The sequence below is a fragment of the Streptomyces sp. A18 genome, assembly GCF_059026065.1.
Genome location: NZ_JBWLKL010000023.1, coordinates 24,178 through 37,913, shown reverse-complemented (window position 1 = coordinate 37,913; position 13,736 = coordinate 24,178). Strand labels below are relative to the sequence as shown.

General features: G+C 69.8%; 13 protein-coding genes. 2 read left to right on the top strand and 11 right to left on the bottom strand.

Annotated features, from left to right (window positions below; genetic code table 11):
• Positions 1 to 47: 47 nt before the first annotated feature.
• The 3 genes from smc to AC5P1C_RS28795 all read right to left on the bottom strand — a co-directional run bounded on the left by smc (position 48) and on the right by AC5P1C_RS28795 (position 4,731).
• Positions 48 to 3,608 carry a chromosome segregation protein SMC gene (gene smc / locus AC5P1C_RS28805; protein ID WP_493868854.1) on the bottom strand — a complete coding sequence of 1,187 codons (3,561 nt, stop codon included), beginning with the start codon at positions 3,606 to 3,608 and terminating at the stop codon, positions 48 to 50.
• Positions 3,609 to 3,860: 252 nt separating this feature from the next.
• Entirely contained in the window at positions 3,861 to 4,064 is a 204-nt protein-coding gene (locus tag AC5P1C_RS28800) for a hypothetical protein (protein WP_135333243.1), read from the bottom strand.
• Positions 4,065 to 4,449: 385 nt separating this feature from the next.
• The gene (locus AC5P1C_RS28795) at positions 4,450 to 4,731 is read right to left on the bottom strand and encodes an acylphosphatase (protein WP_493868853.1); all 282 of its coding nucleotides are present in this window, start codon (positions 4,729 to 4,731) and stop codon (positions 4,450 to 4,452) included.
• A 132-nt stretch (positions 4,732 to 4,863) separates the two neighbouring features.
• On the opposite strand from AC5P1C_RS28795, the gene AC5P1C_RS28790 reads away from it, so the two are divergent.
• Both AC5P1C_RS28790 and AC5P1C_RS28785 read left to right on the top strand, forming a co-directional pair.
• Entirely contained in the window at positions 4,864 to 5,808 is a 945-nt protein-coding gene (locus AC5P1C_RS28790; RefSeq protein ID WP_493868852.1) for a CAP domain-containing protein, read from the top strand.
• A 92-nt stretch (positions 5,809 to 5,900) separates the two neighbouring features.
• Positions 5,901 to 6,272 carry a winged helix-turn-helix transcriptional regulator gene (locus tag AC5P1C_RS28785; protein ID WP_493868851.1) on the top strand — a complete coding sequence of 124 codons (372 nt, stop codon included), beginning with the start codon at positions 5,901 to 5,903 and terminating at the stop codon, positions 6,270 to 6,272.
• Here the strand turns inward: AC5P1C_RS28785 and mutM are convergent.
• From mutM to recG, 8 genes are all read right to left on the bottom strand, one after another.
• Positions 6,242 to 7,105 (bottom strand): bifunctional DNA-formamidopyrimidine glycosylase/DNA-(apurinic or apyrimidinic site) lyase, encoded by an 864-nt coding sequence (mutM, locus tag AC5P1C_RS28780; RefSeq protein WP_493868850.1) that lies wholly within the window; start codon positions 7,103 to 7,105, stop codon positions 6,242 to 6,244. The two genes, AC5P1C_RS28785 and mutM, sit on opposite strands and share 31 nt — an antisense overlap.
• A gap of 110 nt (positions 7,106 to 7,215) precedes the next feature.
• Positions 7,216 to 8,082, bottom strand: coding sequence for a ribonuclease III (gene rnc / locus AC5P1C_RS28775; protein ID WP_493868849.1), 867 nt, complete (start codon positions 8,080 to 8,082; stop codon positions 7,216 to 7,218).
• 7 nt (positions 8,083 to 8,089) lie between these two features.
• Positions 8,090 to 8,263 carry a 50S ribosomal protein L32 gene (gene rpmF, locus AC5P1C_RS28770; RefSeq protein ID WP_003965982.1) on the bottom strand — a complete coding sequence of 58 codons (174 nt, stop codon included), beginning with the start codon at positions 8,261 to 8,263 and terminating at the stop codon, positions 8,090 to 8,092.
• Between the two features lie 2 nt (positions 8,264 to 8,265).
• On the bottom strand, positions 8,266 to 8,910 hold the full coding sequence (locus AC5P1C_RS28765) for a YceD family protein (RefSeq protein WP_453443732.1): 645 nt from the start codon (positions 8,908 to 8,910) through the stop codon (positions 8,266 to 8,268).
• A gap of 170 nt (positions 8,911 to 9,080) precedes the next feature.
• On the bottom strand, positions 9,081 to 10,163 hold the full coding sequence (locus tag AC5P1C_RS28760; RefSeq protein WP_493868848.1) for a F0F1 ATP synthase subunit B family protein: 1,083 nt from the start codon (positions 10,161 to 10,163) through the stop codon (positions 9,081 to 9,083).
• A gap of 110 nt (positions 10,164 to 10,273) precedes the next feature.
• Complete coding sequence (gene coaD, locus AC5P1C_RS28755) at positions 10,274 to 10,753, bottom strand: pantetheine-phosphate adenylyltransferase (RefSeq protein ID WP_493868916.1); 480 nt, start codon at positions 10,751 to 10,753, stop codon at positions 10,274 to 10,276.
• Between the two features lie 26 nt (positions 10,754 to 10,779).
• Positions 10,780 to 11,373 carry a 16S rRNA (guanine(966)-N(2))-methyltransferase RsmD gene (gene rsmD, locus AC5P1C_RS28750; protein ID WP_493868847.1) on the bottom strand — a complete coding sequence of 198 codons (594 nt, stop codon included), beginning with the start codon at positions 11,371 to 11,373 and terminating at the stop codon, positions 10,780 to 10,782.
• 75 nt (positions 11,374 to 11,448) lie between these two features.
• Complete coding sequence (gene recG / locus AC5P1C_RS28745; protein WP_493868846.1) at positions 11,449 to 13,650, bottom strand: ATP-dependent DNA helicase RecG; 2,202 nt, start codon at positions 13,648 to 13,650, stop codon at positions 11,449 to 11,451.
• Positions 13,651 to 13,736: the final 86 nt, after the last annotated feature.

The window sequence follows — 13,736 nt, the reverse complement described above, 5'->3', positions numbered from 1 at the left end:
CAAGTCTTGAAGTTATTGAGGGGAGGCGGTGAAGAGCTGTGCAGCGGCTACCTGAGCCGCTGACTGATCACCTTCGAGACGCCGTCGCCCTGCATCGAGACGCCGTACAGCGCGTCCGCGACCTCCATCGTCCGCTTCTGGTGCGTGATCACGATGAGCTGCGAGGCCTCCTGCAGCTCCTCCATGATGCGGATGAGCCGCTGCAGGTTGGTGTCGTCGAGCGCGGCCTCGACCTCGTCCATCACGTAGAAGGGGCTGGGCCGTGCCTTGAAGATCGAAACGAGCAGCGCGACGGCCGTCAGGGACCGCTCGCCGCCGGAGAGCAGCGAGAGCCGCTTGACCTTCTTGCCCGGCGGGCGCGCCTCGACGTCGACACCCGTGGCGAGCATGTTGTCGGGATCGGTCAGGATGAGCCGCCCCTCGCCGCCGGGGAAGAGCCGCGAGAACACGCCCTCGAACTCACGGGCGGTGTCCCGGTAGGCCTCGGTGAAGACCTGCTCGACGCGCTCGTCGACCTCCTTCACCACCTGCAGGAGATCGGCTCGCGTCTTCTTCAGGTCCTCCAGCTGCTCGCTCAGGAACTTATGGCGTTCCTCCAGAGCGGCGAACTCCTCCAGGGCCAGCGGGTTCACCTTTCCGAGCTGCTGGTACGCCCGTTCGGCTGACCTCAGCCGCTTCTCCTGCTCACCGCGGACGTACGGCACGGGCCTGTTGCGCGGGTGCTCCGGGTCTTCGGGGAGCTCCTCGCCCTCGGCCGCGGGCGAGGGCGGCACGAGCTGGTCGGGGCCGTAATCGGAGACGAGTCCTGCCGGTTCCACACCGAGTTCCTCCAGCGCCTTGGACTCCAGCTGCTCGATGCGCAGCCGCTTCTCGGCACCGAGTACCTCGCCGCGGTGGACTGAATCCGTCAACTTGTCGAGCTCCGCCTTGAGGTCGCGCCCCTGACCCCGCTCTGCGGTCAGCTCCCGCTCCCGCACCTCCTTGGCCCGCTCGGCCGCGGCACGCTCCTCCTGGGCCCGCACGAGCGAGACCTCGACGTGCGCGAGCAACTGCCGCGCGCCACGGGCGACAGCATCGGCGACCGCCGCCTCGTGCCGCATCCGGGCCTTGCGCTGCTCGGCACGCGCGCGTGCCTCGCGTTCGGCGCGCGCCGCCCGGTCGAGCGAGTCGGCACGCCCCGCGAGCCCCTTGACCCGCTCCTCGTGCGTACGCACCTGGAGCCTGGCCTCCATCTCGGTCTGCCGGGCATTGGCCCCGTCGGCGGCGAGCCGGTCGCGTACGGCGGTGTCGGGCTCCTCCTCGGCCGGAGCCTCTTGCGCGACAGCGAGTCGCTCGGCCAACTCCTCGGCGTCCTCGACCGCCTTGTCCAGCGCTTCCTGCGCCTTGGCCGCCGCCGCCGCACTGCGCTCGGCCTCGCCCGCGGCACCCCGCGCCTGTCCGGCGAGCGCGCCGAGCTGCTGGGCCACGGAGGACTTCTCGCGGTCGGCGGCGCGCCTGCGCTCCCCCAGCTCCTCGACGAGCGCGGCGGCTTCCTTGCGCCGCTCGCCCGCCTCCTGCTGCGAACGTGCCAACTCCTCGCACTGCTCGCCGAGTTGTTCGAGCTCGGTCGCCGCCTCGTCGACCGAAGCCTGCACTTCGAGCAGGCTCGGCGCCCCGGCGGACCCGCCCTGCGCGAAGTGCGCGCCGAGCAGGTCGCCTTCGGTGGTGACGGCGGTGAGCTCGGGGTGGGCGTAGACGAAGTCCTCGGCGTCCTCCAGGGTGCCGACGGCGACCATGCCCCGCAGCAGCCGCCGCACCGCGGGCATCAACTCCTCTGGCCCGCGCACCAGTTCGGCGACCGGCGGTGGCCCTTCGGATCCCGCGGGGCGTACGTCGCAGTCCGCCTCCGGCGCCCCCGCGAGGAGCAGCGCGGCCCGCCCCGCGTCCTGCTTGCGCAGCAGCCGGATGGCCTCCGCCGCCGACGCCGGTGTGGTCACGGCGATCGCGTCCGCCGCCGCACCGAACGCCGCAGCGATCGCGACCTCATACCCCGGTGCGATCGAGAGCAGCTCGGCCGCCGGACCGAGCAGCCCCGTGAGGCGGTCCTTCGCCGCGAGCAGCGCCCCCGTACCGTCCTTGCGGCGCAGGCCCAGCGCCAGCGCCTCGTGCCGGGCGGCGACCGCGGCCCGCTTGCGCTCGGCGGCGGTGGCCGCCTCCCGCGCGGCGGTCAGCGCGCCCTCAGCCTCCGTGAGGGAACGCTTCGCCTCGTCGTGCCGCGCGCCGAGCTCCGCGTCACCGGCGTCGAGCCCGTCGACCTCCGCCTTCAGCTGCTCGTACTCCTCCTGGGCGGCGACCGCGCGCTCCCCCGCCTCGTCACGCGCCACGGCGAGCCGGTCGATCTCGGCCTGCGCGGAACCCGCCCTCGACCGCGCCGCGTTGACCTGGCCGTTCAGCCGCGCGAGCCCCTCACGCCGGTCGGCGATGGCCCGCGCCACGTCCTTGAGGCGGCGCTCCTCGACCGCCAGCTCCCGCTCCAGATCGGCACGGTGGCCGACGGTGTCCTCAAGGGCGTGTTCGGCCGCTTCAAAGGCGGCTTCCAGCTCCGCCTCCTGCTCGCGGATCCGCGCGGCCTCGCGCTCCATGTCCTCGGGGTCGCGGCCACGCCGCTCCTCCGGGGGCGCGGCGGTCGCACTCTTCACGCGGGCATCGGCCAGCGACACCGTGCCGCGCACCCGCTCGGCCAGCTGCGACAGCTCGTACCAGGTCTGCTGAGCCCGCTGGAGCCGCGGAGTGAGGCGGCGCACCTCGTCCTCGAGCTCCGCCTCCCGCTGGAGCGCCTTCTTCAGCTCGGCCTCGGCGCTGTCCTTGCGGCGCTTGAGCTCCGCCTCGTCGGCGATCTCCGTCCGCAGCGCGTCCCGCAGGCGTACGAGATCGTCGGCGAGCAGCCGCAGCCGGGCGTCGCGCAGATCGGCCTGGATGACGGCGGCCCTGCGCGCCACTGCGGCCTGTCGGCCGAGCGGCTTGAGCTGACGCCTGAGCTCGTCGGTCAGGTCCTGGACGCGGGCGAGGTTGGCCTGCATCGCGTCGAGCTTGCGCAGCGCCTTCTCTTTGCGCTTGCGGTGCTTGAGTACGCCCGCGGCCTCCTCGATGAAGGCGCGGCGCCCCATGGGGTCGGCGTGCAGTACGCCGTCGAGCTGGCCCTGCCCGACGATGACGTGCATCTCGCGACCGATGCCGGAGTCGGAGAGCAGTTCCTGGATGTCGAGCAGCCGGCAGGTGTCCCCGTTGATCTGGTACTCGCTGCCGCCATTGCGGAACATGATCCGCGTGATGGTGACTTCGGCGTACTCGATGGGCAGGGCGCCGTCGGAGTTGTCGATCGTGAGGGACACCTCGGCACGGCCGAGCGGCGGACGCCCGGTGGTGCCGGCGAAGATGACGTCCTCCATCTTGCCGCCGCGCAGCGACTTGGCGCCCTGCTCGCCCATGACCCAGGACAGCGCGTCCACGACATTGGACTTGCCGGAGCCGTTCGGTCCGACGACGCAGGTGATGCCCGGCTCGAACTTCAGCGTCGTGGCCGACGCGAAGGATTTGAAACCGCGCAGTGTCAGGGCCTTGAGGTGCACGCAGCCGGACTCTACCTTTCACTGACCGTTTCACCCAGGAAGATGCAGGGCACATCAGCTGTAAAGGAAACAGACTACGGGTGCGGCAAGAAAGAAGGGACGCCGAAGCGTCCCTTGCAGATCTGGACAAGCGGCTGACTTGGGCAGCCTGACCATGTGCGTTAACAGGCATCTCACGGGCCCAGGAACACGTGACGCCTTCAGGCGTTATGTGAGGCCGTGTGAGATGAGCGCCTTACTAGAAGATGGTGGTCAGGTGAGCGCAGGCTCCGCCTGGGGTACGTCGATGCTCTCCAGGAGCGATTCGTGAGAAGCGGCAGCCGCGAGCGCGTCGTTCTCGGCCTGGATCTTCACAAGCTCAGATTCCAGGTCCTGAACGCGCTGCTGGAGCCGTCGCATCTCGGCGAGAAGTCGCGGGTCGGAACCGCCGACGTAACCGAGAAGCGCCTTTGCCATGATGGATGGTCCTCCACAATGAGTGACCGACCGAAGCGGTGTGGGTCGTGAGGGATATCGCACCCGCGGTGCTTGGCACTCGTTGTTTCCTGCTGGGTCTTGCTGGCCGTTCTCACATGCCAAACAGCTAAGGTGCGCGGGGCTTCCAGAGTCTCACCAAAAAGTTTGACGGTCAACACGATCACGCCCCGTATTGACGGGCAACCCGGGGGCCTGCGGCCGTAGAAACGGCGGCGCTGCCTCTGCTGCGGGGCCCTGGGGGCGTGTCGATCATCCTTCACCTGGGAGCCTGCCACGACGGGCGGTTCTTGGCAACCACCAGGTCTTTCCTGCCCCGGGCAGTTGCCATGACCACTCCGGAGCGGGTCCGCCCGGCGCCACTCCGTCAGCGAATCGCGAACGTTTCGTAGATGCCGCGCGGAGTGTCCCAGATCTCAGTGACACCGTCGACGCGGCCGGGTGTGTCGCCCTCGCGGAGCCAGTCGAGCAGCCCCTGGGCGCCCGCACGCGGCCCCTCGGCGACGACTTGCACACGACCGTCGTCCAGATTGAGAGCAAAACCACTCAGGCCACCGATCTCGAGGGCCTTGGCCCGCGTGAACCAGCGGAAACCCACGCCTTGCACCTGGCCACGGACCCAGGCCGTGAGTCTGACTTCTTCGTTCATGGGTGCACGCTAACCGGCCAATTGCTCTCGGAGCACTTCGTCCCCATGCGCCATCGCGTACAGTCCCGACTCGATGAGCCTCACTCGTATGGGTGAGCCACGTTGACCGCTGAGGACGAGGAAGGCCAGGAGATGGGACGCCACCGACGCTCCGGCGCAGGGGCAGCCGCCACCGGCCGCGCCACTGGGGTCTCCGACACATACGCGGGCGAGTACGCCGGCGCCCCGGAGCCCCGCCCCGCCACCGTGTCGCACCGCCGCAAGGGCCGCCGCGCCGCACCCGTGCGCACCGGCCTGCTCGGTGTGTCGGCCGCCGTCGCGATGGGCGCGGTCGCCGTCGCCACCGGCCTGGTCCCGGGCGCAGGGAACTACTCCCTGGGCGGTGGCGGCGACTCGAACAAGGTGCGTGCCGCGACCACCCCCAGCGACGTCGCGCCCCAGGGCGGCGACACCGGCACCGCCGAGCGCGAGACGGCCCCGCCGAGCCGCGGCTCCGAGCGCCCCGAGGCCCCGAGCCCGACCCCGACGCCCTCGAAGACCACCGAGAAGCCCTCGGCCGAGCCTTCGAAGAAGCCGTCGACGCAGGCGCCCGCGCCCAAGCCGGACGAGAAGAGGACGACGAAGCCCCCGAGCCCGTCGCGTACCCCCGCCGAGAAGCCCAAGGCTCCGCCGGCCACCGGGTCAAAGTCGCCGTCCGCGGAGAGCGCGGCCGAGGCCGCGGTGCTCACCCTGGTCAACGCGGAGCGGGCCAAGGTGGGCTGCTCCCCCGTGCGCGCCGACGCCGCGCTGGCCTCGCTCGCCGGAGACTTCAGCTCGGACATGGCCGAGCGTGACTTCTTCGACCACACCGACCCGAGCGGCGCGACCCCGTGGGACCGCGCCGAGCAGGCCGGGATCGCGGACCTGGGCGGCGAGAACATAGCCCGGGGCCAGGCCAACGCCCAGTCCGTGATGGACGCCTGGATGAACAGCCCCGGCCACCGGGCCAACATCCTCAACTGCGACTACAAGACCATGGGCGTCGGCGCGCACTTCGCGCCGGGCGGCCCCTGGTGGACGCAGGACTTCGGCTTCTAGGCACACACCGCGCGCACCGGGAGCCACGGCAAGCGCTAACTGCCAGTTAGCGCCACCCATTGGTCAGCGCTGCGCAGGAGTATGCTGTCGGCATGGATTCATACGACGTGTTCGCCAAGCAGTGCCCCTCACGCGGCACCCTGGAGCACGTCACAGGACGCTGGGGCGCGCTCACCCTGGGCGCGCTGCACGACGGGACGTTCCGTTTCAACGAACTGCGCCGCCGCGTCGACGGCGTGAGCGAGAAGATGCTGTCCCAGACCCTGCACGCCCTTGAGCGCGACGGCCTGGTCCACCGCGAGGCACAGCCCACCAACCCGCCGCGCGTGGACTACGAACTCACGCCACTGGGACGGGAGATCGCCGACCGCCTGCTGAACCTCATCCACTTCGTGGAGGGCAGGATGGACGGCGTGCTCGAAGCACGCGAGTGCTACGACAACCGCGCGACCGGCGGCCGCTGACAGCGCGGGCAGAAGTAGCTGGAGCGGTTCATCCAGGGGCGTCGGCGCATCGGCGTACCGCAGCGGCGGCACGGCTCGTCCTCACGTCCGTAGGCGTCGAGCGACCGCTCGAAGTACCCCGACTCGCCGTTCACGTTCACGTACAGGCTGTCGAAGCTGGTACCGCCGACGGCGAGGGCCGCGTTCATCACATCCCGTACGTGGCCCAGGAGTTCGGCCGTGCGCGGGCGGGTGAACGTGGCGGTGGGCCGCTCGTAGTGCAGCTTCGCCCGCCAAAGGGCCTCGTCCGCATAGATGTTGCCGACTCCGCTGATCAACGACTGGTCGAGCAGGGCGCGTTTGATCGTCGTACGGCGTCGGCGCAGCGTGGCGTGGAAGGCCGCGTCGTCGAACTCCTCGTCGAGCGGGTCGCGTGCGATGTGCGCGATGACGTCCGGCAGTCCGTCCGGGGTGGTCGCGTGCAGCGAGAGTCCGCCGAAGGTGCGCTGGTCGACGAAGCGCAGCTCGGTGCCGAGCTCGTCGGCGAACCGCATCCGGATCCTCAAGTGCTTCTCGTCGGGCGCCTCTTGGGGCTGGACGAGCAGCTGTCCGCTCATGCCGAGATGGGCCAGGATCGAGGTGCCGCTGTCCTCGATCGGCAGCCAGAGATACTTCCCGCGCCGCATCGCCGTACCGACGCGGTGACCCTTGAGGCGGTGCCCGAAGTCGTCACCGCCCGCGATGTGCCGCCGCACGGCACGCGGATGCAGCACTTCGACATCGGCGACGGTGCGATGAGCCACCCACCGCTCGAGCCCACGCCGGACGACTTCGACCTCGGGCAGCTCGGGCATTTTTGATTACTCCGGGTAATCGGGCGGGTGGGCGGGAAAGAATGCGGCGAAGCGGAGAAAAAGCTGGTGCCGGCCACCCGAGGGGCGACCGGCACCAACAATAAAGCGGTTCAGGCAGACGGAGCTTCGGCAGCCCCGTCGACCTCCGCGGCAGCGGGAGCAGCAGCCGGCTCGGCGGCTGCAATCTCCGCCGCCTTGATCCGCTCATCCGCGGCAGCGCGAATTTCGCGCCATGCGGACTCCGCGGCCTGCTGCTCCGCTTCCTTCTTGCTGCGGCCGGTGCCGGTGCCGTACGAGACGCCTCCGACGCGGGCGGCAGCAGTAAAGGTCTTCTCGTGGTCCGGGCCGCTCTCCGTGACGAGATACTCGGGAACGCCGAGGCTCTCGGTCGCGGTGAGCTCCTGGAGGCTGGTTTTCCAGTCCAGGCCCGCTCCCAGGTTCGAGGACTTCTCGATCAGCGGGTCGAAGAGCCGGTGCACCAGCTCGCCCGCCGCGTCCAGACCCTGGTCCAGATAGACCGCGCCGATCACCGCTTCAAGGGTGTCGGCGAGGATGGAAGCCTTGTCCCGGCCACCCGTGCCCTCTTCGCCCCGGCCGAGCCGGATGAAGGAGCCGAGATCGAGGCCACGGCTGACCTCCGCCAGCGCACGCGAATTGACCACCGCGGCCCGCAACTTGGCCAGCTGGCCTTCGGGCAGGTCGGGGTGGGTGCGATAGAGCGTGTCCGTGACGACGAGTCCGAGCACCGAGTCCCCGAGGAACTCGAGCCGTTCATTCGTCGGCAGACCGCCGTTCTCGTACGCGTACGAACGGTGGGTCAGTGCACGCACCAGAAGGGCGGACTCGAGTCTGTACCCGAGCCGCCCTTCCAAAAGCGTGTGGGACGAGGCCGTGTTTTCCGCCTGCTTCTTGGCGTTTGCAGCCTTTTCAGCGTTGGCGTCTTCCGCCGTTTTGTGGCTAGACACGGTGCCTCTCACCAGCCGCTCAGACCTCGAGGACCTGGCGCTTGTTGTACGTGCCGCAGCTCGGGCACGCGATGTGCTGCAGCTTCGGCTCCTGGCAACGCTCACACGAAACCAGGGTGGGGACCGCAGCCTTCCACTGCGACCGGCGGTGGCGCGTGTTGCTGCGCGACATCTTCCGCTTCGGAACAGCCACGGCTACTTCTCCTGCTTCTCGTCGACGCCGGCTTCGGCGCCGCTCACGTCGTCCTTCTCGCCGTCCTGGATGGTCCCGGCGAGTCCCTGCAATGCCGCCCAACGAATGTCGACGGCGTCATGGTGGTGGTCCGGGTCGTCCGCGAGCCGTGCTCCACACTGGGAACACAGACCCGGACAGTCGTCCCGGCACACCGGCTGCATCGGCAGTGCGAGCACTACCGCGTCACGCAGCACGGGTTCGAGGTCGAACAAGCCGTCCTCGAGATAGAGCCTGTCCTCGTCGTCCTCGGCGTCGTCGGCCGGTTCCGCTGTGCGGCCCCGGTCGTCGGCGTCAGGGTACGAGAACATCTCCTGGAAGTCCGCTTCCACCTCAAGCTTCAGCGGCTCCAGACACCTTACGCACTCCCCCTCGGCCGACGCACGGGCGGTGCCTGTGACAAGCACACCTTCCATGACCGACTCAAGACGGATCTCCAGCTCGACCGGGGCGCCTTGCGGCACTCCGATGACCCCGTCGATACCGAGGACGTCCGGCGAACCGGGTGCCTCGATGGAACGGGTCAGCCGCTGCAGCGCACCGGGACGCCGACCCAGCTCGTGTGTGTCGAACACGAGTGGGTTTCGGTGGTCAAGGCGAGCACTCAGGGCTTTTCCTGCTTTCGAATCCTGGAAGTTCAAGGAGGGCCGCCCCCGTCGTGAGCTTCGCTCACTAGCCGGGCAGCCTGGATCGCGGACGTACGCGCGACCGAAGAGCCAGGATACTGGACCATTCGCTCTCGGCCCAATCCGGTCCCGGACCGGATTGGGATCGGGGGTCAGCGGCCCTGTTCGTACTGGCGCAGCTGTTCCGCGGTGATCATGCCGGTGTCGAAGAGACTGGTCTCGTCGAGCACCCCGGAGGCGGGCTGCTGCTGCGGATCCCCGTACCCCTGCTGATGCTGGGTCTGGTCGTACCCCTGCTGCGGGTAGCCGTACGGACCCTGCTGCTGATAGCCGTACGGGTCCTGCTGGGCGTACTGCTGCTGGTAGGCGTACTGGTCCTGCTGCTGGTACGCGTAGGGGTCCGGCTCCTGGGCGTACGGCTCCGGCTCCTGCTGGGCCGGGGCGTACGGCTGCTGTGCGGGGATCTGCGGGGGCGCCTGCGGCGGCTGCGGGGCCGCGGGGGCGGGGGTCGCGGGCGCCGTGGGGTCGGTGAGGCCCGCGAGGTACTCGGCGTCCGTGGTGTGCGCCTGGGATCCGAGGCCCTCGGCGAGGCCCGCGAGGTCATCGGCGGGCGCACGGCCGTGCAGGGTCTGGCGGCCGCGGCCGACCGCCTCCAGGGTCTTGGCCAGGACCGCCTCGAAGGCGCCGAGCTTGGCGTCGACGTACGCGTCCGCGTCCCGGCGCAGCGTCTCGGGGTCATGGCTGCGCTGCGGGGCGTCCTCGTCCTCGTAGCCCTGCTCGTCGAGGCCGGGGCCGGTGCCGAGGAGCTTCTCGCGGCCGCGGCCGACCGAGCCGAGGGTCTTGGTGAGGACGACCTCGAAGTTGGCCAGCTTGCTGTCCACGTAGTCGTCGGCCTCGACGCGGACCTCGTCGGCGGCCTGGCGGGCCTCGGCGAGGATGCGTGCGGCCTCGCCCTGGGAGTTGCGGGCGACCTCCGTGTCGGAGATCAGCGAGCCGCGCTCGGCGTGTGCGGTCTCGATGATCCGGTCCGCCTCCTGGCGGGCCTGCTCGACCAGCTGCTCGCGGCCACCGATGAGCTCCTGGGCCTGGGCGAGGGAGCCGGGCAGCGCCTGGCGCACCTCTTCGAGCATCGACAGCAGATCGGCGCGGTTGACCACGCACGAGGCCGACATGGGCATGGACCGGGCGCTGCCGACCGCCTCGACGATCTCGTCGATCTTCTTCTGCACGTCCACCGTGTGCTCGCCACTCTCTACAGCTGATTGGAGACGGACGGCACGACTGTAAGGCCAGTCGGCGGCCGTCCGACACCGGGTGACGGACTGTCAGTTGACCCGGTGGTGCGTCACTTCTTGCCGATGCGCTCCGCCAGCGCCTCATGGACCACCGGAGGCAGCAGGTGGGCGACGTCACCGCCCCAGGCCGCCACCTCCTTGACCAGCGAGGAGGAGAGGAAGCTGTAGGTGGGATTGGTGGGCACGAACAGGGTTTCGACGCCCGAGAGGCCGTTGTTCATCTGGGCCATCTGCAGTTCGTAGTCGAAATCGCTGACCGCGCGCAGGCCCTTGACGATGGCCGGGATGTCGCGCTGCTTGCAGAAGTCGACGAGGAGGCCGTGGAAGGACTCGACCTCGACGTTCCCGAAGTCGGCGGTGACCTGGCGGATCAGCTCGATCCTCTCCTCGACGGAGAACAGGCCCTTCTTCGACTGATTGATCATCACCGCGACGTGCACCACGTCGTACAGCCTGGAGGCGCGGGCGATGATGTCGAGGTGTCCATTGGTGATGGGGTCGAATGACCCCGGACAGACGGCGCGGCGCAACTGAAGTCCCTCGCTCTCCGGTCCGGTCATGGCGCGATCACTGAGTCGTCGCACGTAGAGGCGGCGCGACCGTACCAAAACGTAACTTCGCCGTAGCGACGGGACCTCAGTGCTTCGAAGCCGTCGGGCCAGCCGAATTCTCCGCCTCTGGTACTGCGTTCAACGGTGACGAGCGCATCGCCCGTGAGCCAGCCCCCCGCGCGGAGTGTGAGCAGGATCTCGCGAAGATCGTCATCGGTGACGGCGTACGGAGGGTCGAGGAAGACCAGGTCGTACGGGGCCGTGGGGGCGCCGCCCAGGACGATCTGGGCCGCTTTGCCCGCCCTGACCTCGGCGCCGGGCAGGCCGATCGCCTTCACGTTCTCCCTGACGGTGCGCACCGCGCGGGCGTCGGCCTCCACCAGCAGGGCGTGACCGGCGCCGCGCGAGAGCGCTTCGAGGCCGATGGCTCCGGACCCGGCGTACAGGTCGAGGACGCGCGCCCCGTCCAGCGTGCCCTGCAGGGCCTGCCAGGTGGAGAACAGGCCCTCGCGTGCGCGGTCGGTCGTGGGCCGGGTGCCGGTTCCTGGCGGGACGGCGAGGCGACGTCCGCCGGCCGCACCGGCGATCACGCGGGTCATCTGAGTCCTTGTCGGTGAACGAACGTGCGGGAAGATCCGGCCTCAGTCTCTCAGCCCTTGTGCACCCGCTGCCTGTCAGCCCTTGTCGAGGTACTGCTCGCGCTCGTCGTCCAGGAGGGCGTCCAGGGCCGTGCGCAGCTCGGGCAGGTGCTCGAGCTCCGGGTCGGCGGAGACCACCGCGACGGCCTCCTCGCGGGCCTCGGCGATGATCTCCTCGTCCTCGATGACCGCGAGCATGCGCAGGCTGGTGCGGACACCGGACTGCGCCTGGCCCAGTACGTCGCCCTCGCGGCGCTGCTCCAGGTCGATCCGGGAGAGCTCGAAGCCGTCCAGCGTCGCGGCCACGGCCCCGAGGCGGGCGCGTGCGGGGCTCGCCTCCGGCATGTCGGTGACCAGGAGGCAGAGTCCGGGGGCCGAGCCACGGCCGACGCGGCCACGCAGCTGGTGCAGCTGCGATACGCCGAGACGGTCAGCGTCCATGATCACCATTGCCGTGGCGTTCGGGACGTTCACGCCGACCTCGATGACCGTCGTCGCGACCAGGACCTGGGTCTCTCCCGCGGCGAAGCGGCGCATCACCGCGTCCTTGTCGTCGGGCTGCATACGGCCGTGCAGGATCTCGACCTTGAGGCCGCTCAGCGGACCGCGGGCGAGCTGCTCGGCGACCTCGATGACGGCGAGCGGGGGCCGCTTCTCGGCGGTGGCCTCTTCCTCGGCCTTCTTCTTGGCCTTCTTCGGGTCGTCGTCCTCATCGCCGATCCGGGGGCAGACCACGTACGCCTGGTGGCCGTTCTCCACCTCCTCGCGCACGCGCTCCCACGCGCGCTCCAAGAAGTGGGGCTTGTCCTCGGCCGGCACGACATGGCTGGCGATCGGCGAACGGCCCGCGGGGAGCTGGTCGAGGACCGACGTCTCCAGGTCCCCGAAGACCGTCATCGCGACCGTGCGCGGGATGGGCGTGGCTGTCATGACCAGGAGGTGCGGGGGCTGCTTGCCCTTGCCGCGCAGGGCGTCGCGCTGCTCGACCCCGAAGCGGTGCTGTTCGTCGACGACGACCAGGCCCAGGTCGTGGAACTGGACCTTGTCCTCGATCAGCGCGTGCGTGCCGATGACGATCCCGGCCTCGCCGGTGACGAGGTCGAGCAGGGCCTGACGCCGGGCGGCCACGCCCATCGAGCCGGTGAGCAACGTGACCTTGGTTCCCTGGTCAGAGCCGCCGAGCATGCCGCCCTCGGCGAGCTCGCCCATCATCTCGGTGATCGAGCGGTGGTGCTGCTGGGCGAGGACTTCGGTGGGCGCGAGCATCGCGGCCTGCCCGCCCGCGTCCACGACGGCGAGCATGGCGCGCAGGGCGACCATCGTCTTACCGGAGCCGACCTCTCCCTGGAGGAGGCGGTGCATCGGATGCTCGGTCGCCAGGTCGTCGAAGATCTCCTTGGAGACCTTCTCCTGGCCCTCGGTGAGGGTGAAGGGCAGCTTGGCGTCGAAGGCGTCGAGCAGACCGCCGTCGCGGGGGCGGCGGGCGATCGCGGGGAGCTGCGCGTCCGCGTACCTCCGGCGGGCCAGGGCCACTTGCAGGACGAAGGCCTCGTCCCACTTCAGGCGGTCACGGGCAGAGGCGATGTCCGCCTTGGTGTGCGGGCGGTGGATCTTCAGGAGCGCTTCGGGGAGCGGAATCAGCTCCCTGCCGTCGCGCAGGCTCGGCGGCAGCGGGTCCAGGGCCTCCTGGGCGCTGGGCAGGACCGCGTCCACGGATTTGGCGATCTTCCAGGACTCCAGCTTCGCGGTGGCCGGATAGATCGGGATGAGGGCTCCGGCCCAGGAGTCCACCGCATCGTCCGCGGTGTCGGCGTCGCCCTTCAGCAGTTCGTACGCGGGATGGGCGAGCTGCATCTTGCGGTTGAAGACGGACGCCTTGCCCGCGAACATCGCGCGTGTGCCGGGCAGCAGGTCCTTGTGCGGCTTGTGGATGCCGCGGCCGAAGAAGACCAGCTGGAGCTGGCCGCTGCCGTCGGTGATCGTCACTTCGAGGCGCTGACCCCTGCCGCCGTTGAACGTGAGGATGCGCGCCGTCGCGACCTGGGCGACCACCGTGACGTGCTCGTCGAGGGGCAGGTCGGCGAGGCGGGTGAGCTCGCCACGCTCCGCGTACCTCCGCGGGTAGTGGTGCAGCAGGTCGCCGACGGTGTGCAGGTCCAGGTGCTCGGCCATCACCTTCGCGGTGGCGGGACCGACCACTTTCTTCAGGGGTTCTTCGAGCGCGGGCACGAGATCCATTGCACACCACACCACTGACAATTCAGCGTACGTCTGTGAAATCAGCTGGTCAGGATGGTTGTGAGCGTCGACTGCCGCGCGCCGGT